Origin of the sequence: Psychrobacter sp. JCM 18902, from assembly GCF_904846615.1 — a bacterium.
Taxonomy (GTDB): domain Bacteria; phylum Pseudomonadota; class Gammaproteobacteria; order Pseudomonadales; family Moraxellaceae; genus Psychrobacter.
Map to the genome: position 1 here is coordinate 1,774,134 of NZ_CAJHBK010000001.1, position 22,902 is coordinate 1,797,035.

Consider the following 22,902-nt stretch of genomic DNA (forward strand, 5'->3'; position numbering starts at 1 on the left):
ATAGCTCAAACCATTAAAAAAGCCACTTAGCTTTAAGTGGCTTTTTTAATGGTTTGAGCTATGCTTCAATTTTAGTAAACCAAGCCGGCCTTGATATGAAGATACTACCTATATAAGTAGCCAATTTAAATTATCGCTCTACATGAATAGTAAGATTTTGATAGGTTTTCGGTGTCATACCGAACCAAATTTTGAAAGCTTTGAAAAACTGACTATGAGATTTGTAGCCTAGTAAATGTGCAACATCCGTTGTTGATAATTTTTTTTCTATCAAATACAATTTGGCTAGTCGCTTTCTAATGTCCTCTAAAATCTCTTGGAATGAAGTACCCTCTTCACTAAGCCTCCTTTGTAGAGTACTCACACTCAGATTCATTGAAGTTGCTACATGAGTACGAGTTGGTGGGCTTACACCCATCACTGTATCAATGATAATCTCACAGCGGTGTCTGTAACTAAGCCCAGAAAACTGTGTGGATAGCATGTTAAATAGAGGGTTAATAAAAAACCTTCTACCAAGCTCTTCTTCAGAGTTTATCAATAAGCCCATGGCATTTTTATAGTGCTCTCTACACTTTAGGTCATATATTAAACTCGTTGTACTAGTAAGCTCAACAGGCACACCAAAGATAGATTGATAGTATTCTAATTCGTAGGATGTCTTCCGATGTGCAACAGTTACTCTTTTTAATACACCAGGGCAAAAATCCTCTACGATTCTATAAAATAATACCATAGCACCATCAATTTGATTTTTATTCATAATTTCTGGTGCACTGGATATAAAGTCAAATCGAACCAAGCCTCTTTCTGCAATGAGTTTAAGATTGACAGACTGTGTAATCATAAAGAAAAAATGAAATACGATTCGGCTAACTAATAAGAAAGGCAATTCATTATTGGTATTGGAAAAAGGTCTTACACATTCACTAATGGCTTTATAAAAAGGCAAAGATTCAATATTTACCAGCATATTTAAATTTAAGCCTAAATAATTATCTTGTAATGCATCAGATAAGGCTTGAACTTCCTTAATGACCTCTGCTGTAGGCACTCTTTCACCTTGATAATCGTCCAAAGATAAAAAGACCGCTGCAATTTTAGGGATGTCTTTTTCACGGTTTCTATCGAATAGGTATAAAGCGGCTGCTTCTCTTATGGCAAACAGTATACTTTTATGTGTACTTTTTTCAGCTTCTATCATTTTTCTTAACTCAATTACGATCAACGGTTACTTATTTTTGCTGACCTTCAAATGAATAGATTAAAAGGAGTTATTCTAGATAACTGGTTCAAACATGGAGATTTTACTACGCTTAAGCTAGCTGAGCTTCCTACTATTCTAGCTATGTGTTGTGCAAAAATTAGTTCAATTAATTTATCTATTTAGAAAAATCTATCTAACAATTTATATTAACTCAAATAATTAATCATTACGAGTTTTATTGAACCAGTCTACCCATTCAAAGGTTGCCAGTTCCACATCATTAACACCAGTCCAGTTCTGCTTTAAGTAATGAATTATTTCAGCCTTATAAAGCCCATTGACCGTTTCAGCTAGTGCATTGTCGTATGAATCGCCTGCTGTACCAACAGAAGCAATCACGCCGCAGTCTTTCATCTTATCTGTGTAGCGCATAGATAAGTACTGAACCCCTCGATCACTGTGATGAATGACATCTTTAGGCTTATTCCTATCAGCTATTGCTTGGTTTAATGCCGCCATCACCACATCGGTATTCATACGATTGGATACTTTCCAGCCGACGATAGCGCGAGCAAACACATCAATAATAAAAGCGGTATACACCCAACCATTCATTGTCTTAATGTAAGTGAAGTCCGCAACCCAAAGCTGATTAGGGCGATGGGCATTAAAGTTACGATTGACTAGGTCATCAGCGCATTTTTGGTCATCACGGCTGTTGGTAGTACTCTTACCCTTACCCTTACTACGCCCAGAAGCCTCAGACTTTTTCAGCACCCCCTTCCCTACTAAATTATTAATATCACGCAGTGCTGTGTCTATAGAGCACTTAGTCATCACTGACCATTTCTTCGTAGTTAGTTTGCCATAAAAGTCCGTTAGCAAAATATTGAGCATAGTGACTTGTCTGGTGTTCAAAGCATGCTGTCGATGCGTCTGCCAAAAACCTGATTTACTGATAATTTTATCTGTGGTTTCTTGAGCCGCAACAAGTGATTGCTCTAACGTTTGTAAAAACCACACCAACCAATAAGTGATATCAGTATCGCCTTTTTGCGTGCGCTCCAGTATTTTGTAGTATTCATTGCGCTGTTTAAGAATCTGCGCTGACATACTATAAAAGCGCTGGGCACTTTTATCGCTTTGCGCTAGCATTCGTTCTGTGATTGCTCGTGTTAGTCGTCCATTTCCATCATCAAATGGATGCAAAGTCACAAACCATAAATGAGCAATACCTGCTTTTATGACCAAATCTATATCGTCTTGCTCATTTGACGAAGTATTAAACCACAATAAAAATTTGTCTAACTCATCTGGCAACCTATTCGCACTCGGGGCAACAAAATGAACCCGCTCGTGACCATACCCACCAGACACTACTTGCATTGGCCCTTTACTATCATCACGGGTACTAAATGCTTGAATGCGATATAATCCACTATATCCATCTGGAAATAATGCTCGATGCCATCCAAGTAAATCATCTAACAATAGCAGCTGTTGATAACGATAGGTAGCACTTAGCATCATCTTTACCACTGCATCGATCTAACGAGTAGTGGTTGGCATACTGGCGTTATCTAACCCTAAATGCCGCGCAACTGAGGAACGCACTTGCTCGTTATTTAGCGTCTCACCTTCTATTTCAGAAGTTTTTATAATCTCCAAGGTCACCGCATCTAACTGTGCCTCAACATTCAGATCAAACCCTATTGTTAGCAGCTTTCCTAGTAAATGGCCTTGTAATATCCGCACACGACTCACCAATGGCAATAGTTTTTTATCTGACCATTGCCACTCAGTCCAGTCTTTATTTTCATGAATATAGGTAATATGCTTCATATTCTTATCAATTACATGCAGAGAAAAAACAAATAAGACAATTCATGCCAATTGAAAGAAGAAGAAAGCACCTTGAAAAACAGAATTAAAGAAGAGTGTTTTGGATAGAAAACGCACTGATTTTGTCATAACCGAAGCTAAAGTGGAGGTAAAAATACTATAAAATCATAGTGCCCAAATACGTGCTAAACTTTATCTTATACTCATTCACCTTGCCCTTTTTTAATTATAGAATAGCTAAAAGCAAATAGAATCAATACATGTAAGATAATGTCATATCATGATATTTGGTTGACCTACCTTGACATGGTAGAGGTCAGCAGTTCGAGTCTGCTTATGCCTACCAAATTTAGAAAGCCCCAATCTTCAGATTGGGGCTTTTTTTGTCTGTAAAATATTGGCTCTCCACCCAATAAAAAGATCACCATGAATAGTATTAGATTTTGCAGTAGCGTCATGACGGAACCGCCCTTGACCCATGTAAGCAATCCAACGCCTCACCATTCCCCAGTTGCTCGGTGGAATATTGAATACATACTTCCTGAGTAATGATCATAAGTCCATCACAGCGGTAGCGCCAATACCGATTAATATTATAAAAACGACGTTATCCATGATGACTCTCTTACTGGTTTCAGTATAAATATGATGATTGCATACAATTTTAAGTCCAGAGGGCATTATGGATATTTCGCAGGGTGCTAAACAGTCTGGTGTTCCTGCTTCAACGTTACGATTTTATGAGAAAAAATACCTAATTCGCTCTGTTGGTCGGCACGGTATCCGCCGATTTTTCAGCAAAGATATATTAGAGCGCCTGGTCTTAATTGCTTTAGGACGTGTTGCAGGGTTTTCATTGGATGAGATTGCTGGGATATTAGGGTCTGAAAAAACCTTAGATGTTGATCGAGATTTGTTGCTGAATAAAGCCTTTGAACTGGATGAAACGATTCAAAAATTAAGCGCTATGCGTGATGGGCGGCAACTTACACAGCGCCTAGCCACTTGGAGTGTCCGAGGTTTCGACGTCTAATGAATCTAGCAGCACTGGCGCTATTAAAGGTAACACCTTGCATTAATAAGCAATAGAGCTGATTCTATTAGGTGATTAGGTCACTCAAATAATATTGAACTGCTTAACAAATACACTGCGATTATCCAAAAAATCTAGATTACTGATATTAATAGCCTACAGCCAGCTATTCAATTGCGCCAAACGTATAGAGTAGCATTCGTAAATAAAGACAAACCTACTCTAAGGCCTGCCCCCTCATACGATGTTTGTTTTTCGCAACTGTCGTTAAAGCTAAACTAGCTATTTTTTATTCAAGTTATCACTCAAAGTTGGTTTTAAACTTCCAAAATATAACACCTTCAGCCATGTGAAATCCTAAACTCTAGTGCTGAATTCCTGCAAACTGTCATTAGACCAGACGATCTATTATTGATTTATTGCCTACCATTTCTTATTTCTTCAGAGACTGGTTTACAAAGTGCTCTATATTTCAGACGTGTCAATTCATTGACCAGAGATCTATAAGGCTTTTTATGATTGATATTCTCCTGAACCATAGTCCTTAACACATTCATTTTTCTAACTTTCGACATACTCATCATTATCTCAGTACCAACACATTCATTGAATGACCGTGACATTTATCACTCACAAAGAAAGTCAAATATTGAAGTTACCTTGTGTAAGCGTAGCTAATATGCACACCTTACTGAAATATAAAGTTTGTATATCTTAATGTTATATTATAACATAACTAAAGTATTTACTCTTATCGTTATTTATCCCTATATAACTTCTTATTTTGGTAATCTCATGTCTCCAATTTTTCATATCAACAGATTAAGAGAACCTGATTATACTTCTGTGTCTTCAGTTAATTTTAGTATTCGCCGGGTAACGACTGTATTCTCAGTAACGACAGCTTTAGGTATGGCAAGTTTGTCAGTAAATGCGAAGGATACGATGGTAGATATCAAACCTATGACATCCTCATCTTTTCACCTAAACTCTCCTGATACGACCCACCCTTCGGTGACTCTAGACACCATAGTGGTGACGTCTAACCCTTTATTACCACAAGCGAATGAAATGGCAACCGCAACCAGTATTGTTATTGGCGATGCGCTCACTACTCAGACAAGCAGTACGCTTGGTGATGCACTAGCAAATGAAGTTGGCGTGTCTACTGATAGTTTTGGACAAGGTGCGAGCCGACCCATTATTCGAGGACAAAGCGCACCGCGCGTCCAAGTCATGCAAAATGGTTTGAGCGTACAAGATGCGTCACAAATCTCACCAGACCATCAAGTGGCGGTACCTATACTAGGTGCCAAACAAGTTGAAGTAATCAAAGGCACGTCAGCGTTGATGTATGGCGGCGGTGCTATAGGCGGTGTGGTCAATATCGTCAATGACACTATCCCTAAAGAGAAACGACAAAAAAACATCAGCGGAAAAGTGGCATTGATTGGTCAACAAGCCACAGACGGTTATTTGGGTTATGCAGAACTCAATGGCAGTATCGGTGAAAACTGGCTATGGAGTGGGTATTACCAAAAGACGGATAAAGGCAATATCCAAGTGCCACACTTAGATACCGATGAGATTGCCAACAGTTGGTACACGCAAGACAATGGTAGCATCGGCTTGTCTTATGTAACTGATATGGGCTATATCGGTGCATCATATCAGCGCCTATCCTCAGAATATGGCTTGCCCTTTCATGTGCATAATGAATGCTCACCTGATAGCGCACTGACTAACCAACTGAGCTGTGAGGCGGATCACGAACATGACCACGATCATGGTGAAGCACCCTATGTCGATATGACGTCAAACGTCTATCAGCTCCATGTAGAGCGAAAATTACCCATGATAGGCGTCGATAGCATCAATACGAAACTCAGCTATACAGACTACCGTCACGATGAAATAGATGAAGGTGCGGTGGGCACAACTTTTGAAAACAAAGCCATTAGTGCTCAAGCTCAAGCCACACACAGCACGTATAAAACAGGCAATCTAGGTTTTATGAAAGGTGTGGTCGGTCTAGATTACACAAACAGTCGGTTTTCTGCTATTGGGCTAGAAGGTTATTTGCCGCAAACTGATCGTACACAGGTCGGTTTATTCTTCATTGAACGACTCACGCCAGATTATTTTGGCGCAAAAATACAGAATGCTGATAAATTTGCAGGTCAATCATTATCTGCAAGTGATGCCCATGCTGGTCATAATCATGGTGAGATGACGGCTACCACCAGTGCTCCTCTCGATACGTCTAGTATTTTAAGAAAACAAGGCAAAAGTCCTTGGTATATTCAGTTTGGCGGTCGTCAAGATTTTCAAAGCCTAATAGATAACGACAATAACATCGAAAAAACACATGCCGGAACGTCTGTCAGTTTAGAAGGTGGCAAATATCTTACGCCTAATACGCAGTTGTCAGCCAGAATCAGTCATTCTGAAAGATTGCCTTCTCCACAAGAGTTATTTTCTAATGGCGCCCATCTTGCAACCAATACTTGGGAGCGTGGCAATGGGCAATTAGAGGAAGAATCTACTGATGGCGTAGAGCTCACTTTGCGTTACGACAATGGCAATCGTTTTGATAGTAGTATTTCTGTCTTTTATAACGACAGTACAAATTATATTTATGCCAAAACTCAAGACATTGCTACTGAAGGAGAATCTGCAGGTTTTCGTTTAGTGGATTATGTCCAAAGCGATGCCAAACATTATGGTGGTGAAATTCAATCACGCTATTATCTTAATGACAATATTAGTATTGGCAGCTTTGCCGACATTGCACTCATCACGCTAGATGATGCGAGCCTTACACGGAAATACGCGCCAAGATTGGTAGCGCCTCGTATTGGTGGTGATATTACCTCTCAATTTGGTCAATTTGACTTGGTGCTGTCTGGATATCATCGTTTTGAGCAAGATCACATTGCTGATTTTGAAACCAATACGCCGAGCTACAACATGGTTGATGCCAAGCTTGTCTATCACAGTTCGAGCGCTCATGATTACACCGCTTTTTTTCAACTCGAAAACATTCTAAACGAGCTTGCTTATAATCATGCCTCTTATTTGGCTGAACAAGTGCCAATGCCAGAACGCTCGTTAAACGCAGGTATCACCTATAACTTCTAACAGCTTACTCTCTTTTCATTAGTCACCAGTAACTAGCAATCCGTAATCAATTGTCATAAGCCTCATAACTTATGACTGGAGTCCTTTATGAATCAAATAAATCCTTTGAGCCGTGCCATCGCGCTCGCTTTCTCTTCTTTAATCGCCGTTTCAGCACTTAGCGGCTGCGGGTCATCAGATGATAGGAAAACACCAATCATAGATTCAGAACACGACCACGACCACGACCATGGAGACGATCATGACCATGATGATGAATCTGCTGTCAGCACTGAAATGGAACAAGGTCGTTTATTCATCACTGCAAAAGATGGCAGTCAAGCTTACATTTATAGCCTTGCTCAAGATAAAGTGATACAAACCCTACCTTTGACAGGTCAAGCCGATGCCGTACAAAGTAGTCCAGATGGTCATTACGCCGTCATCATGGATCGTACTAATAACACAGTCAATTTTTATCATAGTGGGCTTGAGATTGAAAACCATGGCGATCATGATCACCGATATGCTCGTGATGCGGCAAAAATGCCATTACAGCTAAACTATACCCGTCCTGTACATTTTCAAACTTTTGGAGAGCAAGCAGGGCTGTTTTTTGACGGCTTAGGTGCGACAGGCAATCCCATAGAAAACCCTGTACAAGAAGCTGGATTTGTACTTGTAACAGATACCGGTATAGCTGACGGTACACTGCCTTATCAAAAGCTTAATACCAGCATGCACGGTACAGCGGAACCTAGAGGCAATTATGTGATTGCCTCGCAGCGTTATCAGACAACTGGTAGCTCACTGGCTGATACGCTCTCTGTATTTGAACAGCATGGTGATCACTATCATATAAGCCAAACCTTTGAGACAAAATGCATGGGGTTGCATGGCAGTGGCAGCGTCACAGATTACAGTGTCTTTGCTTGTAGCGATGGCGTTTTAAGCGTCAAACAAACCGGAGACATTTTCAGCGCCGAAAAAATTGCCTATCCCAGCAGCCTAATCAATATTCAATGTGATGGTACAAGCAGTAGTCCTGCTCGAATTGGCTCATTCATCACTAACCACCATCATAATTATGCCATTGGCAGCGCTTGCGGTCAGCCTTACCGTGTCGATCCTGTCAGTAAAAACATGACACCGATTGTCTGGACCACAGACAGCCGTCGCCGTGTTGTCAGCTATGATTTTGATGCCCATGGAGAGCACCTGATGCTACTCGATGATACCGGCAAGCTGTATATCCTTGATGTTGCACAAAATTATAAGCAAACCGCCGTATTAAATGTTTTCCCTAATGGCATCGAAGGCAAAGCGGTTCCCTCATTTATTGTTAACCCAAACACGCAAATGGTTTATATGATGGATGACTCAAACCAGCAAATTATCGAGATTGATCCTCATGATGGTAAAATCGAGTCAAAAATAACACTGAATTTCACACCCTCTCATGTGACTTGGTTTGGTATGAAAGCTGGGCATGATGATGAACATAGCCATTAGCGCTTAGCACCTCATCTAATAAAGATAGTTTAATGACTGCTGACAGTAATTGGCTATTAAATATATTTATAAATGCTAGTATTCAAGATAACCCTTAATCCGACGCTTTTTAAATTCCGAAGCATCCGATTAAAGCGCTCGATGATCTTGAATTCTTCTATAGGCATATCTTAAACAACTGGGCTAGTAGGATTTACTACATTAGTTATAGTCTGCTATAAAATCATATTATCCCAGTTTATAATTATAAAAAAACCAATGAAACCGCTACGATATTTTCATAGCAGTTTCATTGGTTATACGGTCTTTAACGCTAAAAATTATTTACCGAATACTTTCATACGTTCATCAATTGGCTGAAATGCTTTTTCGCCTGCTGGCTGCTCAATAGCGCCGAATACCATTTGAGCATTTAATTCCCAATCATCAGCGATGTCCCAAGCATCAGCAACTCTCTGATCAATGACAGGATTATAATGCTGCAAGTTAGCACCGATATCTAAGCTAGCCAATGCCGTCCAAATTACATATTGATGCATCGCGCTGGTTTGATGTGCCCAGATTGGGAATTTATCCGCATATAAAGGGGCGGCTTCTTGCATGTTTCTCACGACGCCTTTGTCCTCGAAAAACAATACTGTACCCGCACCCGCTCTAAAGCCTGCGATTTTTTCTTTAGTACCTTGGAACTTCTCGTCATCGCTGACGATAACCTTGAGTGTCTCTTCAGTGATGTCCCATAATTTTTTATGATCTTCACCAAATAACACCACGATACGCGTCGATTGTGAGTTAAAAGCGGATGGCGTATGCAAAACCGCATGCTCAACTAACTTAACGATTTCGTCATTTGATACTGGCAATTGATTACTCAATGCATAGATAGAGCGACGTTTTTCTGCCAATTGCTGTAATGTTTTTAGGTCTGACATTGTTTTCTCCAGTGATTATTGATAAATTTAAGTAATTAAGAACTAAGTTATAAAGCTAAATGGTAATCAACCTTTAACCTTTAAAGCCTTGCGGTAATTCAGGTGCTGGCAAACGTTTCATATCAGAGTCGACATTACCGAAACGCTCATGACCATTATTCCAGTCGATAATAGATTGCTCAATCTCTGCTTTATTGTCCGCAACAAAGTTCCACCACAGTAGCACCTGGTTATTCAATGGTTCACCACCGATAAACATCACACGTGTGCCTTTTTTGGCGACCAGCTTGATGCTTTTGTTATTAGCAACATCGCTATCGTGGAAACGAAAGAGTTGATCTTGCTTACATACCTTTCCTTCAGATTCTATCTCACCCTCTGAGACTAAGATGCCGTATTCAAAGCCCGATTCTAAAGTCAGTGTAGCCTCGCCATCTTCGGTAAAGTACACGTCGATACCGACCAGCTTGGAGTATTGGATGGTAGGCGCTTCAAAGTGCTGACCTGAGGCATTGGTATAGCTACCGGTGGTCAGAATCATCTCAACACTATCTTCCGTCCACGTTGGTAGCTCAGGATAATGGTGAAAACCGCGCTCAATCTCTTGATCCGTCGGTAGCGCAATCCAGAGCTGTACCATGCTGAGGGCACGCGCTGCGTCTGGTGAGCCACCAGTGTCTGGAAACACGCTTTGTTCCGTATGACTGATACCTTGATTCAAACCTGTACCGGCTGTCATGACGTTGACTTGGTTCTTAGTAATGACTTGCTCGTTACCTAAGCTATCTTTATGCAGTACTTCACCATTTAACATCCAGCTAAAGGTTTGCAGATTAGTATGCGGATGACGACCAACTTGCATACCGGTTTCATCTTCACCAAAGTCAGCAGGACCAGCGTGATCCAAAAAGCACCAGGCTCCGATAGGTTTTTTGCCAGTGTTAGGTAGCAGACGGGCAATAGGAATACCGCCAACATCAGCCAACCTTGGCTCTAGGGTTTGAACACTCATCATTCACCTCTTATTATAGATAGTTATAGATTATTGAATGCTTACTGGTAAATTAGTACTACTTTTTGTATGGATTGATACTGCTGTTGACTGTATAAGTGTTTAATATAGGATTATTCAATAAATAGGTACTGAATAATTAGTTACTTAATACATAGGTACTTAATACATAGGTACTTCCATTAACAATACTCTAGAGTTCTCAGTAGCATCCATCGTGAAGCTTTTGGTGTCTGAGATACCAAGACCATCTCGAGTATCAAGTACGTTACCGTTGATAGTCACTTTACCCTCTAGTACCAAGACATAAACACCGTTGTTGACATCTTTTAAATCATAAGTCTGAGTCACGCCTTTATCGAAATAACCCATATGAAACCAAGCGTCTTGATGAATCCAAACCCCAGCGTCGTCCGCGTTTGGCGAGAGCACTTGGTTAAACTCATTAGCTTTCATGTGCTCATCCATACGTACTTGCTGATAGCGCGGCGTCACACCCATTTTATTGGGAATCACCCAAATTTGTAAAAACTTGACAGGTTCATTGGCATCGCCATTCATCTCACTATGAGTAATACCCGTACCCGCTGACATGACCTGAATCTCACCCGTTTCGATGATGCCTTGGTTACCGATATTATCGCCATGAGCTAACTTCCCACTTAGAGGAATACTGATAATTTCCATGTCGCGGTGTGAGTGCTTGCCAAAACCTTGACCGCCAATAACAAAGTCATCATTGATGACTCGTAGCGCGCCAAAACCCATACGCTCTGGATTATGATAATTGGCAAAGCTAAAAGTATGCTTACTTTTGAGCCAGCCATGGTTAGCATCGCCACGAGAATCTGCTGCATGATAGATCGTTTTCATAAGTTATCCTTTATTTTTAATTGGCTTGTTTAAGCTATGGTCCTATTATAATTGTTGACCATATATAGATAAACAGTGCTTATTGCAAATGACTATTCTTATTTATAGAACAATAAGTGCTTAGAATTAACGTACTATGACTTCAGTGCGATAAATGTCAGATGTTATTATAATTTGGCGTATTAAATCCTAACGATAAAGAGAGAACAACAATGTCAAATCAGCATACAACGCATTACGATGTGATCGACAATAAAAGCCAAAATCGCTTTGAGATTCATATTGATGATCAAATTGCTTTTGAAGACTATGAGTTTTTTACCACCTCACAAGGTGAGAAGGGTATTGAATATAAGCACACTTTCGTGCCAGAAGCGCTTAGTGGTCGCGGTATTGCAGGCTACTTAGTTAAGGTTATCTTAGATTGTGCAGCCGCTAGAAAACTGCGCGTGAAGCCAACTTGTCCTTATGTGAAATCTTATATTGATAAGCATCCAGAATACCAAGCCAATTCGGTGTTTCATGGTGCGAAAGCCTAAGACAATATGCATAAAAAAAGCCATGATAAATTATCATGGCTTTCTACGATTAATGGCATTACTCAATAACGGTAGAACTTTTATTAGCTAATATGCTGTAAGAACTCTGAATTACGCGCTAGTAGTGATAAGTACAGCACAGGAATGACAAACAAACCGACTGCCCAATAACTGAGATTGACGTACAGTATCGCGCCGAGTAGCGCGCCAATCACAAAACTGATAACCAATGCCGCGCTATGCCCCAATTTTTTGGCATTATCAGCGCTACGGTTGGCAATATAATCTGACAGACCAATACTCAGTTGGGTCGTATTACCCGTCATTAATACCGTAGGACTCATATGTTTGATGACTGTTTTACTAGCCGTATTACGAATGGCAAGTGCCGTTAAGCCCAAACCACCAGTGATGGCGACGGTTATATCGCCTGCTTCAGTGAAAGGTTGAAAGGACAATCCTGCTATCATAAATGCGCTCAAAAATAGCGCTTCTGCTAAAAACAAATGACTGAGTACTAACGTTTGCTTTCGGCTTTTATCAATGTATATTTTGGTAATAACCACCGTTATTATAAAAAGTGGCACCGATGCCAGCTTGATCCACAAGCCATCTTCACCTTTAACCAAACCGCTACCAGCCAGTACTAAGTTACCCGTGACATGAGCGGTAAAGAAGCCAAATAAAGTGATGAAGCCAATGGTATCAATAGCCCCACCAACTATCGTTAATAGTATAGGCGCTTGATAGCGTTGCCAGAAGCTTGGTGTCTTACGATCTAGAGTGTTGTTATCAGCGACAGCTTTAGGCACTGGTATTCCCTGCAAAATCCACAAAATCAGTCACAAAGCGCTGTAAGAATTTCTGTGTGCGCGGGCTAACACTGCCATCATCATTTAAGCTATCAGTTGCGCGACTTAAATGAATTTCAGGATCAATCATCATTTGTGCCGACAGCATTTGCATGCTTTTTCTGAAATCAAGGCCACTATTGATACCGCCAAAACTGCCTGGCGAGGCCGTCACTACCGCAACTTTTTTATGGGTCCACACGCTTTCTTTATAAGGACGTGAGCCGATATCTACGACATTTTTCAAGGCGGCAGGCATAGTGCGGTTATGCTCTGGCGTCACAATCAAGACCGCATCAGCGTCTTTTAACTGTTGACGTACGCGCTCATAGCTATCAATGGTTTTATCATCATAATCTTGATTATAAAGGGGCAAGTCTGCGATATGGACTTCCTTTATAGTGACGCTGTCAGGCATCTGCGCCGCAATAAACTCTGCAAATTTACGATTGATAGATTCTTTTCGCAAGCTGCCAATAATTAAGGCGATGTTTATGGATGCGCTCATAGCGGCTCCTTGATTATGATGATAAGTCGATATTTTCTAAGCCATTTACTCTACTATATTCTGCGATGATTACTGTTATCAATTGAATAAGCACCTGCTCCATGAGCAAATATCATCAAGAAACCACCCGCCATCGCAATGTTTTTCATGAAAGGGTTCATCTGTGATTCATCTATCCAGAATTGATGGAAAAGCAGCGCTGAGACAACGCTAAAACCAGCCATTAAAATCGCTACTAAGCGCGCTTTAAAGCCTAATAAAATAGCGATACCACCAAGCAGCTCAACAGCAATAACCAAAGGCAATAGCATCCCAGGCACACCCATTGCTTCCATATAACCTTGGGTAGCGGCGTAGCCGGTAATTTTAGTAAAGCCTGAAAAGATAAAAATCATTGATAAAAACAGGCGTCCGATAGGAGCGCTTAGCTCTTGTAGTTTATCCATGGGTTTTCTCCAGTAATAGAATGTTTTTTAAGCTTTTATTTGATTATGTGACAGGACTATTGTATTCGTTGCTTATAACTAGATAAACCGTGATAATTACAAATGTAAGTTCTTATTTAAAGAACAATTAAGAGGTGGTTTACATGGGACAATTAGAAGATATGGCAATGTTTGTGCGTATTGTCGAAGCAGGCAGTATTACCAAGGCTGCCGAGCAACTTAATATCGCAAAATCTGCGGTAAGCCGGCGTTTAAAGGAGTTAGAGACGCGCTTGGGCAGTCAACTGATTAGCCGAACCACGCGTCAATCAAGCTTAACCCAAGCTGGTGAACAGTATTATCAAAAGGTGCACCATATACTCAGTGAAGTGGATGCGCTGAATGAAGAGACGAGTGGTACTCCGACGCGTATCGAAGGAACATTAAAGATGACAGCACCATTGTCCTTTGGTTTGATGCATTTAAACGATGTCATCGATGAATACGCCAATCAGCATCCTGAGTTAAAGTTTGAGCTGGATTTTTCTGATCGGCATACTGATTTGATTGAGGAAGGGTTTGAGTTAGCGATTCGTATTAGAGAGTTGCAAGACTCCAGTTATCAAGCCAAACGTCTAGCACTGATTCGTTATGCATTATGCGCCAGTCCCGAATATTTAGAGAGAATGGGTACGCCAAAGACTTTTGACGATCTGTCAGAACATGAGTTTTTACAATATGGTCTGAGCAAATCTAGCGCGATAGAACTGATAGATGAGCAAGGTAAGAAGCATCAAGTCGCCGTAAACGGTAAAATAAAAGCCAATAATGGGGACTTTTTGCGGGAGATGGCAGTCAAAGGTCATGGTATTGCTTTTCTGCCAACTTTTATTACGTATCAAGCCTTAATCAGCGGCGAGCTTGTGCCTATCCTGCAGCAGTATCAATTACCCACTTTAAACGCTTATGCAGTCTATCCCAAAAATCGATTTTTATCGCAGCGTTGTCGTTATTTGATTGACTTTATTGCCGAGCGTTTTGGTGATAATCCGTACTGGGATAAGTTTTGATACGGTCTGATTTAGCGAACTCGGCAGTATTTTAAATTCGCTATAAACCTTAAAACAATACTGTTAATATTATTTTAAGACATCCATCAGTCATAAGGAGATGCAACATGGATCTAACATCGCTCGGCATGAAAGCCATTCACGACTTTGATAACGTTCGCCAAAGCCCGTTACCACAGGAGCGCTTGAGCGCTGCACGGAAAACAGCCAGTGCATTTAGAGAGCGCTTTATGGATGAGCCGGAGGTACAATTTTATCAAAGCGCGGATATGGTCAGAGTGCCTTATCCGACTTGGTACGCTTATAGTGGCGTATACACTCAAAGTACTTATAAGTTCCCTTATCTACACATTTTGAATCGTATCTTTATCATTCAGTATCACAACTTTTTAGGCGAATTAAAGACCTTGTTGTTTTCCCCATCAGATATTGAAGCTGACCGCGAGACCCCATTTTTTAAACGCTTAACAGACAAAATGCCAAACTGGTCACCGCTTGAGAGTGTTGTGGCTCCTATTATCCGTGATGTGGCTGTTGCCTTAGCAGAAATTGGCTTAACGCCCGCTGATATTGACTATATCAGTTACGACCACCTGCATACTCAAGATGTACGTCAATGGCTTGGCAGCACAGACAGAGACCCTTATTTCCCAAACGCTAAACTGTTGGTACACGAAAAAGAGTGGCAAAGTGTACAAGGGTTATTGCCCGTACAAGCAGAGTGGTATTGTCCAAATGGCATTGACGGCGTTGATCCTGATAAAGTCATTACTTTCACCAGCAGCCTTCATTTAGGGGAAGGCTTGGCTTTGATTCATACTCCGGGGCATACCGAAGGCAATCATTCATTGGTTGCTCGCGTACCCGATGGTATTCGCGTCACCTCAGAGAATGGTGTTGGTGCAGACGCTTATGCACCGAAGAACTCTAAAGTTAATGCCATTCGTCGATATGCCAAGCAGACAGGAATGGAGGTCATCTTAAATGGCAATACGCTAGAAGATAGTACCGATCAATACATCTCTATGGTGATAGAAAAAACCATTGCTGGTCCTTCAAAGAACCCCGATTTCCCCAATTGTGCCTCAAGTAGCGAAGCGACGCCTTATTGGTTGATTCCTGGGCACAAAGTCAGTCATTTGATAGGGGAGGCAAAATTTGGCAGCTTGAATGCAGGCTCGTTGAAACATAGCTCCTTGCAGAAGGAAAACGCTTGATGGATTATTTTTCTAATAGCTATTTTGCTAAAAAGACGGTTTATATTACTGGCGCCGCATCAGGTATTGGCTTTGAGACTGCTAGGCAACTGATTCAACAAGGTGCCAATTTGGTATTGTTTGATGTGCAAGCGCTTGATGAAGCCGTGGTAATACTAGAAGACTTGAATAAAAATAACGCTTCCATTGTCAGTCATCAGTTAGACGTCACCGATGCCGATATGACAGCCAAGCAAATGGCCGATGCTGCGAGTAAGCAGTCGCCTGATATCTTAATGCATTTTGTCGGGATTACAGGACCTTGGACGTTTGATGATATGAGTCAAGCGCAGTTTGAGCGAGTGATTAACATCAATTTATTTGGTACTCGTAATGTACTGGCAGCCGTAAGACCTTTTTTATCTCGTGGCGATCAAGTCATGGTTACCGCTTCGATGGCCTCTTTCACTGGCAGCTACGGCTACAGCTCTTATAGTGCCTCAAAATTTGCCATTTGGGGCATGATGCAATCCATCAGTTTTGAGTGGCAACCTCACGGTATTGATATCACTGTTTTTGCCCCACCGCCAATCGATACGCCGTTGACTCAAGCTGAGGTAGGCGTGATGGCAAAAGCTGGGGTCGGCATGAAAAAGCTGGCAGGCGAGTTGAAAATTGAAGATGCGGTCAAATCTATGTTAAAAGGTGTAGAAAAACGACAATTTTTGGTCGTTCCTGGCGTCATGGCAAATATAATACGACTGCAATTGCGATTTTTTCCAGTCAGCTGGGTCAATTGGATAGGCAACAAAACTGTGGCTTTTTCGCTAAAAAAGTAACCTCTTCAAAAAATTTAGGTAAGCGAAATATAAATCATGATCCCTATGCCTGTCACCGTACCTGCCATTAATAAAATTTGTGCCCGCGATCCCAATGAGCCATATCGGGCCTCAACAACGCTTGAGTTATTATTTGATCTGGTCTATGTCATTGCCGTTTCGGCAGCCGCAAGCGGGCTACATCATCGTTTGCTTGAGCGTGACTTTTTAGGGTTTTTGACCTTTATCATCGCCTTCTTTATTTTATGGAATGCTTGGACGAGCTTCACATGGTTTGCTTCCGGCTACGATCCTGATGATTGGTACTATCGTCTCTCAGTATTGCTGCAAATGTTTGGCTCATTAATGATTGCAGCCAACATCAATCAATTTTTCGAGCAAGGGCTAACATGGATAGGAGTCACTGGTTACGCGATCATGCGATTGGCCAGCTGTAGCCAGTGGTGGCGTGTCTATCGCCAAGTAGAAGGTCACAAAAGGGTGGCTGGTCGCAGTATTATTGGCTTATTAATGCTACAAAGTGTTTGGATACTTTGGTTGTTTCTACCTGCTTCGGTACAAACGCCTGCGTTGTTTTTATTTATAGCAGCTGAATTACTGATGCCAATATGGGCGCGTGCCGCACAGAACATAAATTGGCATCCTCATCACATGGCTGAACGTTATGGTCTGTTGACCATTATTGTTTTAGGCGAAGGCGTGCTAGGGGTCAGTAACAGCATTCGAACCTTTTTAGTCAATTCCGAGTCTGCTGCTAGCGCTATTATATTACTAGGTTCAAGCCTTGTGGCATTGGTTTTTGCCTTATGGTGGCTTTATTTTACGATCCCGTTTGGTACTATTTTGGACAAGGAGCGTCGCCGTTATGATTTATTCTTATTCGGCTATGGGCACTTTTTTGTTTTCGCTACGCTTGCAGCGTTAGGCAGCGCGCTTAATTTAGTGACCGATGCTTGGGCAGATACTCTGAATCGTACGGTCACCCAGCCTTATGCTATGGGATTATTGATGATAATGCTATTTGGCTTTTTAGTGACCCTAACTTTACTTCGAGCCTTGATGTGCCGCAAATCAAGTCATAATATGACCGCTCTTATTCTTGCCACCTTTATTATTTTGCTGAGCTATACCATAGTAGCGCAAGGGCTATCGATTACTTATGGTATTTGGCTAAGCCTGCTCGCGCCTATAATAATGACGTGGTACTTTCATCAAGACAATAAGCAATGGCAAGTATGACCTCTGCCGTCAAATCCGTAGACTTAAACATAGGATAATATTGATTTTAATAGGTACAAATACGATACTGGATATATTTCTAAGGTTTTGCCCTTCTCTCCCGAAATGGATATTGAATTTCCTATATAATGTGAGCCATCTCTTTGTTGATAACCCCTTTAATTTAGGCTTTTTTCTTAGTAAAAAAATGCTGCTTATCAGGTAAAACGGTGCTTTATGCTTAACGCTTCCTCAACTCGTTTAAATAAATACATCAGCGAAAGCGGTATTTGCTCCAGGCGAGACGCTGACCGCTTTGTTGAACAAGGTAATGTATACATCAATGGTAAGCGTGCTCAAGTAGGTGATCAAGTGGTTGCTGGAGATACGGTAAAAGTCAACGGGCAACTCATTGAGCCGCGAGAGGCGGATGATTTTGTGTTTATTGTCTTGAATAAACCCGTGGGTATTGTGAGCACTACGGAAGCTTCAGAAAAAGATAATATCGTTGATTTCGTTCGACATAGTACACGTATTTTTCCGATTGGACGGTTGGATAAAGACTCTCAGGGTTTAATCTTTTTGACCAGTAATGGTGATCTGGTTAATAAGGTACTTCGTGCTGGTAATAACCACGAGAAAGAATATTTGGTGACGGTGAACAAGCCGATAACAGATAGTTTTATTGAAGGTTTAGCTGGTGGCGTGCCAATGCTTGGGAAGATGACCAAGAAATGCCCAGTTACTAAGGTGGCACCCACCGTGTTTAACATCACGCTAGTGCAGGGTTTAAACCGTCAAATTCGTCGTATGTGTGAGCATTTTGGCTATGAAGTGGTGAAGCTTGAACGTACGCGGATTATGAATGTCAGTCTTAAAGGTACTCCCGTTGGAGACTGGCGAGATTTAACCGAAAAAGAGTTGTCTGTTTTACTTAAGTCCATAGAAGGTTCTTCTTCAGATGCCAGTAATCCGGGCAAGAAATCTCGTAATGCGCCACGAAAAAACGCTCGTACTGATGATTCATCAAAGACAAAAACGTCTTCGAAATCAGCGGGGGCAGCAAAGGGCAACAAGAAACACGCCAAGGATGACGCTAGAAAACCAGCGGGTTCTAAAGGTAAAGATAGACGTCCTTTTGGTAATGGCAAGAAGTCTGTGGGCAATGGCAAACCTGCTGCAAATGGTAAGCGCCCTGCAAAAGGTCGAAGTTCTAAGCGGTAGCAGTATCGCGACTATAGATTAATGGTTAATGGTTAGCTAATTAGGATAGCTGATAAAAGATTCTGCACAAAAAGCCAGACAATTTCAGTTGTCTGGCTTTTTTGTGGTCTGCAGATTTTCTCAACCAAATAATTTTTATTATAAAGCCAACTCATAACTCGTAATGCGCCCCGAAGCTTGAAATTTTTGCGGCATCCCCTGCTCTACTAAGTCATTAATCTCTCTTAATACGGTATCGATAGAACACTTGGTCTTAATTGCTGCGGCGCTGCCATACTATAAAATCGTTGGCTACTATTATCGCTTTGTACCAAGACTCTCTCAGTAATCTCTCAATAACTTCACGAAGTACCATTGGTATGGGCGGACTAAAAATAGCAAAGTCTAAGACAGTTAGCAGATGTCATTGTTTAAAAATTCGATTATAGTAGATATCAAATCATACATTTAAAAGTTGAGGACAGAATAATGAAGACACTAAGTTTATGTATTGCAGCAGGACTGGGTTTAAGCGCTTGTGCTGGTGGAATGACAGGGAATACGGGTCAAAACAACAATGTCAATGGCATCGTCACTCAATACCCTGTTGAGACTGCCATGCTCAACATCTATACCAAACAACGCAGTGATAAATTAGTTGCGGTTGTCGGCAGTCAAAGCGTGTCAGCAGAGATTCAAGTGACGCCTAAAGGTAGTATGGTATTTAATAATAAGTCTGTACAAGGTACCGAAATAAATACCATCAATAAGATGAATAATCAAATCACCAATCAATCAGTCGCTATCAATTACTTCACCCTGAATCCACTGATATTCCATGGTTTTACAGACGGTACAGGTAAATACTCATTATCTAACCAGACGACCACCATTCCTAAAATGGCGACGGTGGGTGCTTCTAGTAAGCTGCTGACGGAAAATGTCTATGCCGATAGCAGCATGCGTAACAGGATAGGGACTTATAACCAAGACTGGTCTTTATCGCGTGATACGAATAATACCGCATGGTTCTGTATAGAAACCTCAGGCAATCTATTACTCAGCTTTGACCCTGCAGGTACTTCATCAGAATGCTACAAGATCAATGCCAAAGGCGATATCTTAGCAAGCAAAGTGACACTGAGTCAGCCTAGTAGTAATGGTAGTACTAAGACGGTTACTTTAAACAGTCAGTAGTGATTATCTTTGTGACATGCCCTTTATCATATAGCCTTATTACATATAGTAGAGTTCAGATAAAACCGATACAACACATAAAAACTAATCAACTATTTAGATAAACCATGACTTATTCAATCGACTATCGTAAACAGGTTCTTTCTAGCATCGATAATGGTCTGACTGTTAGAGAAGCTGCTGCTTTTTACACGCTTAGCACCAGTACTATACATAGCTGGAGACAGAGCTTAGAGCCTAAGAAAGGGCGAGATAAAGCCCCGACTAAAATACCTGATGACGCTTTGCTTCAGGATGTCAAAGCGTATCCTGACGACTATCAATATGAGCGTGCAGGTCGATTAAATTGTAGTAAGACGGGCATTCATCATGCTTTAAAACGATTGAACATCAGTCAAAAAAAAGATACTAGAACATCCAAAGGCCTGTCCGATAAAAAGAGCTAAGTATCTCAATTATTTGAGTGATTATATGATTGAAGGCTATCCGATTGTTTATATGGATGAAAGTGGCTTTGAGCATGAGAGCATCAGGCCTTATGGCTACGCACCGATAGGTAAACCTTGTATCGATCGCTACAATTGGCAAGGTAAAAAACGTACCAACGTCATTGGTGCCCTGTACGAAAGAGTACTATTTGCACTTGATTACTTCGAGAAAAACATCAATGGAGATGTATTCTATAATTGGTGCAAGTACACGCTAATACCGAGCCTGAAAACCAAGTGCGTAATCGTAATGGATAATGCAAGCTTTCATAAACGCGTGCAAAAGCTACTTAATAGACACGGCCATCGCCTGTTATTTTTACCACCGTACAGCCCTGATCTGAACCCTATTGAGAAAAAATGGGCACAGGTGAAGTTTCTACGACAAGGGTGGATGGAGAATAATCTGCCTAAACTGTTTCATGATATGGGCTGTATCGATTTTATATTAAGCTGACTATAGCTTTCGTCACATAGCATTTATTACATAACAACGAAACAAAAAAATAGCGCCTAATATGGGCGCTATTTTTATATCAGTCAGCTGAACGATTAAGAACGATGTCCATGAGTATGCTTAGCTTGATATTTGCTTTTTGCTTTGAGATGAGCCGCTGGTTTTTTTGATTGATGCTTTGACACTACTACCTTTTTCTTAACATGCTGATGTTTATTACCAAACTTTGCATTGACCTTTTGATGCTTCACTTGAGCGGCATGATGCTTAGCAATTTGCGGTGCAGCACTTGCTTGGCTAACCATTGTGAAGCAAGCAGTAATGGCTAATATTGAACTTATCATTATTTTTTTCATTATTTTTTCTCGTATAAAGTCATATTGGTTATGAGTTGTAGTTGAAACTGCCTCACTCAATATCAAGTAAAGCATTCACGTGATAAAAAGCATCGTGATAAAAATTTGCTCTATCGACAACGAGAATGATAAATGATTCAAACGTTAAGTAGATTTATGAAGATTAAAGAAAGGTAACCTTAATGAGGGAAGGTTTCTTAAGTGGTACGCTATAAGCGTCATATTGGCGCTTTTCTAGACGGGCAAGTAATAGCGAATGAAAAGATATCTTATATATAGATTAGGATGACTGGCTTTGGCATATTTTTTATAAAACGTAGACGTTGTCACGATACTTTCATTTTCACCCTATAAAATGCGTTGATTATTCAAAGCCATTGACGATATGCCGCATCACAATAAAGACTTTTAAAGAGTAAAGAGTGAAGACCAAACTAAGCAGGCTAGATAAGTATTTTGCAAGAGTCGCTGGGTTTGGGGTTTTTTTAAAGTAGCCACACTTATGGTCTTCTGAATAGCAATTTTGAAATAACTGAGAATCAATGTAATGAACCATTACTTATGTTTGACAGATTATGAAAAAAACTTGATTGATAGTGCTTTGCTCATTCTAATGAAAAAAAACATCCAGTATAGCGATCAATCAAAAGAAAACTCAGTGCAACAATACTATCAAGATTTTAATCTCACACTTTTTGAGCTATGTGCAAAAATAAAAGCACCTGATTTTGATAAGCAAATAGATTTATCCTCAAGAGAAATCAAAGCAATTAAAAAAGCCCTAACCTCACTGTACAACCGTATCTATCAAAGAACCCTTAAGGACATAGAGGGCAATCAAGAAGATCACTATAAGAGCTATAAGTTACAGATTATAGAATTAGAGAGAAAAATCGATATTATCGAGAAAAACAATATAGAGAGCAATAGTTGTTAAATTGTCCTTTTTTAGCGAAAAATTTCACTATTTTTAAGTCGCTAGCACCATCAGCATTGGTCACGTACAACAAAAATCATATTCTGC

Annotated in this window: 23 protein-coding genes and 1 pseudogene; 13 read left to right on the forward strand and 11 right to left on the reverse strand. The window is 40.7% G+C overall.

The genetic code is table 11. The annotated features are described in order from the left end of the window. Positions 1-130: 130 nt before the first annotated feature. The 4 genes and pseudogenes from JMY05_RS07205 to JMY05_RS14070 form a co-directional block, all read right to left on the reverse strand. Positions 131-1,204 carry a helix-turn-helix transcriptional regulator gene (locus JMY05_RS07205; RefSeq protein ID WP_201614651.1) on the reverse strand — a complete coding sequence of 358 codons (1,074 nt, stop codon included), beginning with the start codon at positions 1,202-1,204 and terminating at the stop codon, positions 131-133. 222 nt (positions 1,205-1,426) lie between these two features. Continuing rightward, the gene (locus JMY05_RS14065; RefSeq protein ID WP_413786568.1) at positions 1,427-2,737 is read right to left on the reverse strand and encodes an IS3 family transposase; all 1,311 of its coding nucleotides are present in this window, start codon (positions 2,735-2,737) and stop codon (positions 1,427-1,429) included. Between the two features lie 18 nt (positions 2,738-2,755). After that, positions 2,756-3,049, reverse strand: a complete 294-nt coding sequence (locus tag JMY05_RS13840) for a DUF4172 domain-containing protein (RefSeq protein ID WP_227678129.1) — start codon at positions 3,047-3,049, stop codon at positions 2,756-2,758. Between the two features lie 366 nt (positions 3,050-3,415). Further along, positions 3,416-3,586, reverse strand: a pseudogene (locus JMY05_RS14070) (DUF2938 family protein); the annotation flags it as partial. A gap of 145 nt (positions 3,587-3,731) precedes the next feature. Between JMY05_RS14070 and JMY05_RS07225 the strand changes: the two are divergent. The 3 genes from JMY05_RS07225 (at position 3,732) to JMY05_RS07235 (ending at position 8,714) form a co-directional block, all read left to right on the forward strand. Further along, a complete protein-coding gene (locus JMY05_RS07225; RefSeq protein WP_265089053.1) occupies positions 3,732-4,082 on the forward strand; it encodes a MerR family transcriptional regulator in 351 nt (116 codons plus the stop codon). 795 nt (positions 4,083-4,877) lie between these two features. Then, positions 4,878-7,223 carry a TonB-dependent receptor gene (locus JMY05_RS07230; protein WP_201614653.1) on the forward strand — a complete coding sequence of 782 codons (2,346 nt, stop codon included), beginning with the start codon at positions 4,878-4,880 and terminating at the stop codon, positions 7,221-7,223. 87 nt (positions 7,224-7,310) lie between these two features. Further along, positions 7,311-8,714, forward strand: coding sequence for a YncE family protein (locus tag JMY05_RS07235; RefSeq protein ID WP_045447106.1), 1,404 nt, complete (start codon positions 7,311-7,313; stop codon positions 8,712-8,714). 320 nt (positions 8,715-9,034) lie between these two features. On the opposite strand, the gene JMY05_RS07240 is transcribed toward JMY05_RS07235, so the two are convergent. The 3 genes from JMY05_RS07240 to JMY05_RS07250 form a co-directional block, all read right to left on the reverse strand. Further along, a complete protein-coding gene (locus JMY05_RS07240; RefSeq protein WP_045447109.1) occupies positions 9,035-9,646 on the reverse strand; it encodes a nitroreductase family protein in 612 nt (203 codons plus the stop codon). Between the two features lie 73 nt (positions 9,647-9,719). Beyond that, complete coding sequence (locus JMY05_RS07245) at positions 9,720-10,661, reverse strand: pirin family protein (protein WP_265089054.1); 942 nt, start codon at positions 10,659-10,661, stop codon at positions 9,720-9,722. 159 nt (positions 10,662-10,820) lie between these two features. Further along, on the reverse strand, positions 10,821-11,531 hold the full coding sequence (locus JMY05_RS07250) for a pirin family protein (RefSeq protein WP_045447115.1): 711 nt from the start codon (positions 11,529-11,531) through the stop codon (positions 10,821-10,823). Positions 11,532-11,743: 212 nt separating this feature from the next. On the opposite strand from JMY05_RS07250, the gene JMY05_RS07255 reads away from it, so the two are divergent. Further along, a complete protein-coding gene (locus tag JMY05_RS07255) occupies positions 11,744-12,070 on the forward strand; it encodes a GNAT family N-acetyltransferase (RefSeq protein ID WP_045447117.1) in 327 nt (108 codons plus the stop codon). Positions 12,071-12,153: 83 nt separating this feature from the next. Here the strand turns inward: JMY05_RS07255 and JMY05_RS07260 are convergent, their stop codons facing one another. From JMY05_RS07260 to JMY05_RS07270, 3 genes are read right to left on the reverse strand one after another with little or no spacing between them, the layout of a single operon-like run. Further along, positions 12,154-12,882: a YoaK family protein gene (locus JMY05_RS07260; protein WP_045447120.1), complete on the reverse strand. Its 729-nt coding sequence runs from the start codon at positions 12,880-12,882 to the stop codon at positions 12,154-12,156. After that, positions 12,875-13,429: an NADPH-dependent FMN reductase gene (locus tag JMY05_RS07265; RefSeq protein ID WP_045447123.1), complete on the reverse strand. Its 555-nt coding sequence runs from the start codon at positions 13,427-13,429 to the stop codon at positions 12,875-12,877. The genes JMY05_RS07260 and JMY05_RS07265 overlap by 8 nt, the downstream gene beginning before the upstream one ends. Before the next feature lie 53 nt (positions 13,430-13,482). Further along, positions 13,483-13,875 (reverse strand): DoxX family protein, encoded by a 393-nt coding sequence (locus JMY05_RS07270; RefSeq protein WP_045447126.1) that lies wholly within the window; start codon positions 13,873-13,875, stop codon positions 13,483-13,485. A gap of 143 nt (positions 13,876-14,018) precedes the next feature. Here JMY05_RS07270 and JMY05_RS07275 point away from each other — a divergent pair, with 143 nt between their 5' ends. The 8 genes from JMY05_RS07275 (at position 14,019) to JMY05_RS13850 (ending at position 21,522) form a co-directional block, all read left to right on the forward strand. Beyond that, positions 14,019-14,924: a LysR family transcriptional regulator gene (locus tag JMY05_RS07275; protein WP_045447129.1), complete on the forward strand. Its 906-nt coding sequence runs from the start codon at positions 14,019-14,021 to the stop codon at positions 14,922-14,924. A gap of 107 nt (positions 14,925-15,031) precedes the next feature. Beyond that, the gene (locus JMY05_RS07280; protein ID WP_201614655.1) at positions 15,032-16,141 is read left to right on the forward strand and encodes a hypothetical protein; all 1,110 of its coding nucleotides are present in this window, start codon (positions 15,032-15,034) and stop codon (positions 16,139-16,141) included. Then, a complete protein-coding gene (locus JMY05_RS07285) occupies positions 16,141-16,959 on the forward strand; it encodes an SDR family NAD(P)-dependent oxidoreductase (RefSeq protein ID WP_201614657.1) in 819 nt (272 codons plus the stop codon). Before JMY05_RS07280 ends, JMY05_RS07285 begins: the two co-directional genes overlap by 1 nt. Before the next feature lie 36 nt (positions 16,960-16,995). Continuing rightward, positions 16,996-18,198, forward strand: coding sequence for a low temperature requirement protein A (locus JMY05_RS07290; RefSeq protein ID WP_227678130.1), 1,203 nt, complete (start codon positions 16,996-16,998; stop codon positions 18,196-18,198). Between the two features lie 216 nt (positions 18,199-18,414). Then, the gene (gene rluF / locus JMY05_RS07295; protein ID WP_045447132.1) at positions 18,415-19,401 is read left to right on the forward strand and encodes a 23S rRNA pseudouridine(2604) synthase RluF; all 987 of its coding nucleotides are present in this window, start codon (positions 18,415-18,417) and stop codon (positions 19,399-19,401) included. A 468-nt stretch (positions 19,402-19,869) separates the two neighbouring features. Further along, on the forward strand, positions 19,870-20,577 hold the full coding sequence (locus JMY05_RS07300; protein ID WP_045447136.1) for a hypothetical protein: 708 nt from the start codon (positions 19,870-19,872) through the stop codon (positions 20,575-20,577). Positions 20,578-20,684: 107 nt separating this feature from the next. Next, positions 20,685-21,023, forward strand: coding sequence for an IS630 transposase-related protein (locus JMY05_RS13845; protein ID WP_045447139.1), 339 nt, complete (start codon positions 20,685-20,687; stop codon positions 21,021-21,023). After that, positions 21,010-21,522, forward strand: coding sequence for an IS630 family transposase (locus JMY05_RS13850; protein WP_238050077.1), 513 nt, complete (start codon positions 21,010-21,012; stop codon positions 21,520-21,522). Before JMY05_RS13845 ends, JMY05_RS13850 begins: the two co-directional genes overlap by 14 nt. Positions 21,523-21,617: 95 nt before the next feature. Here the strand turns inward: JMY05_RS13850 and JMY05_RS07310 are convergent, their stop codons facing one another. Continuing rightward, a complete protein-coding gene (locus JMY05_RS07310; protein ID WP_201614659.1) occupies positions 21,618-21,878 on the reverse strand; it encodes a hypothetical protein in 261 nt (86 codons plus the stop codon). Positions 21,879-22,425: 547 nt separating this feature from the next. Here JMY05_RS07310 and JMY05_RS07315 point away from each other — a divergent pair. After that, positions 22,426-22,815: a hypothetical protein gene (locus JMY05_RS07315; protein ID WP_201614661.1), complete on the forward strand. Its 390-nt coding sequence runs from the start codon at positions 22,426-22,428 to the stop codon at positions 22,813-22,815. Positions 22,816-22,902 lie beyond the last annotated feature (87 nt).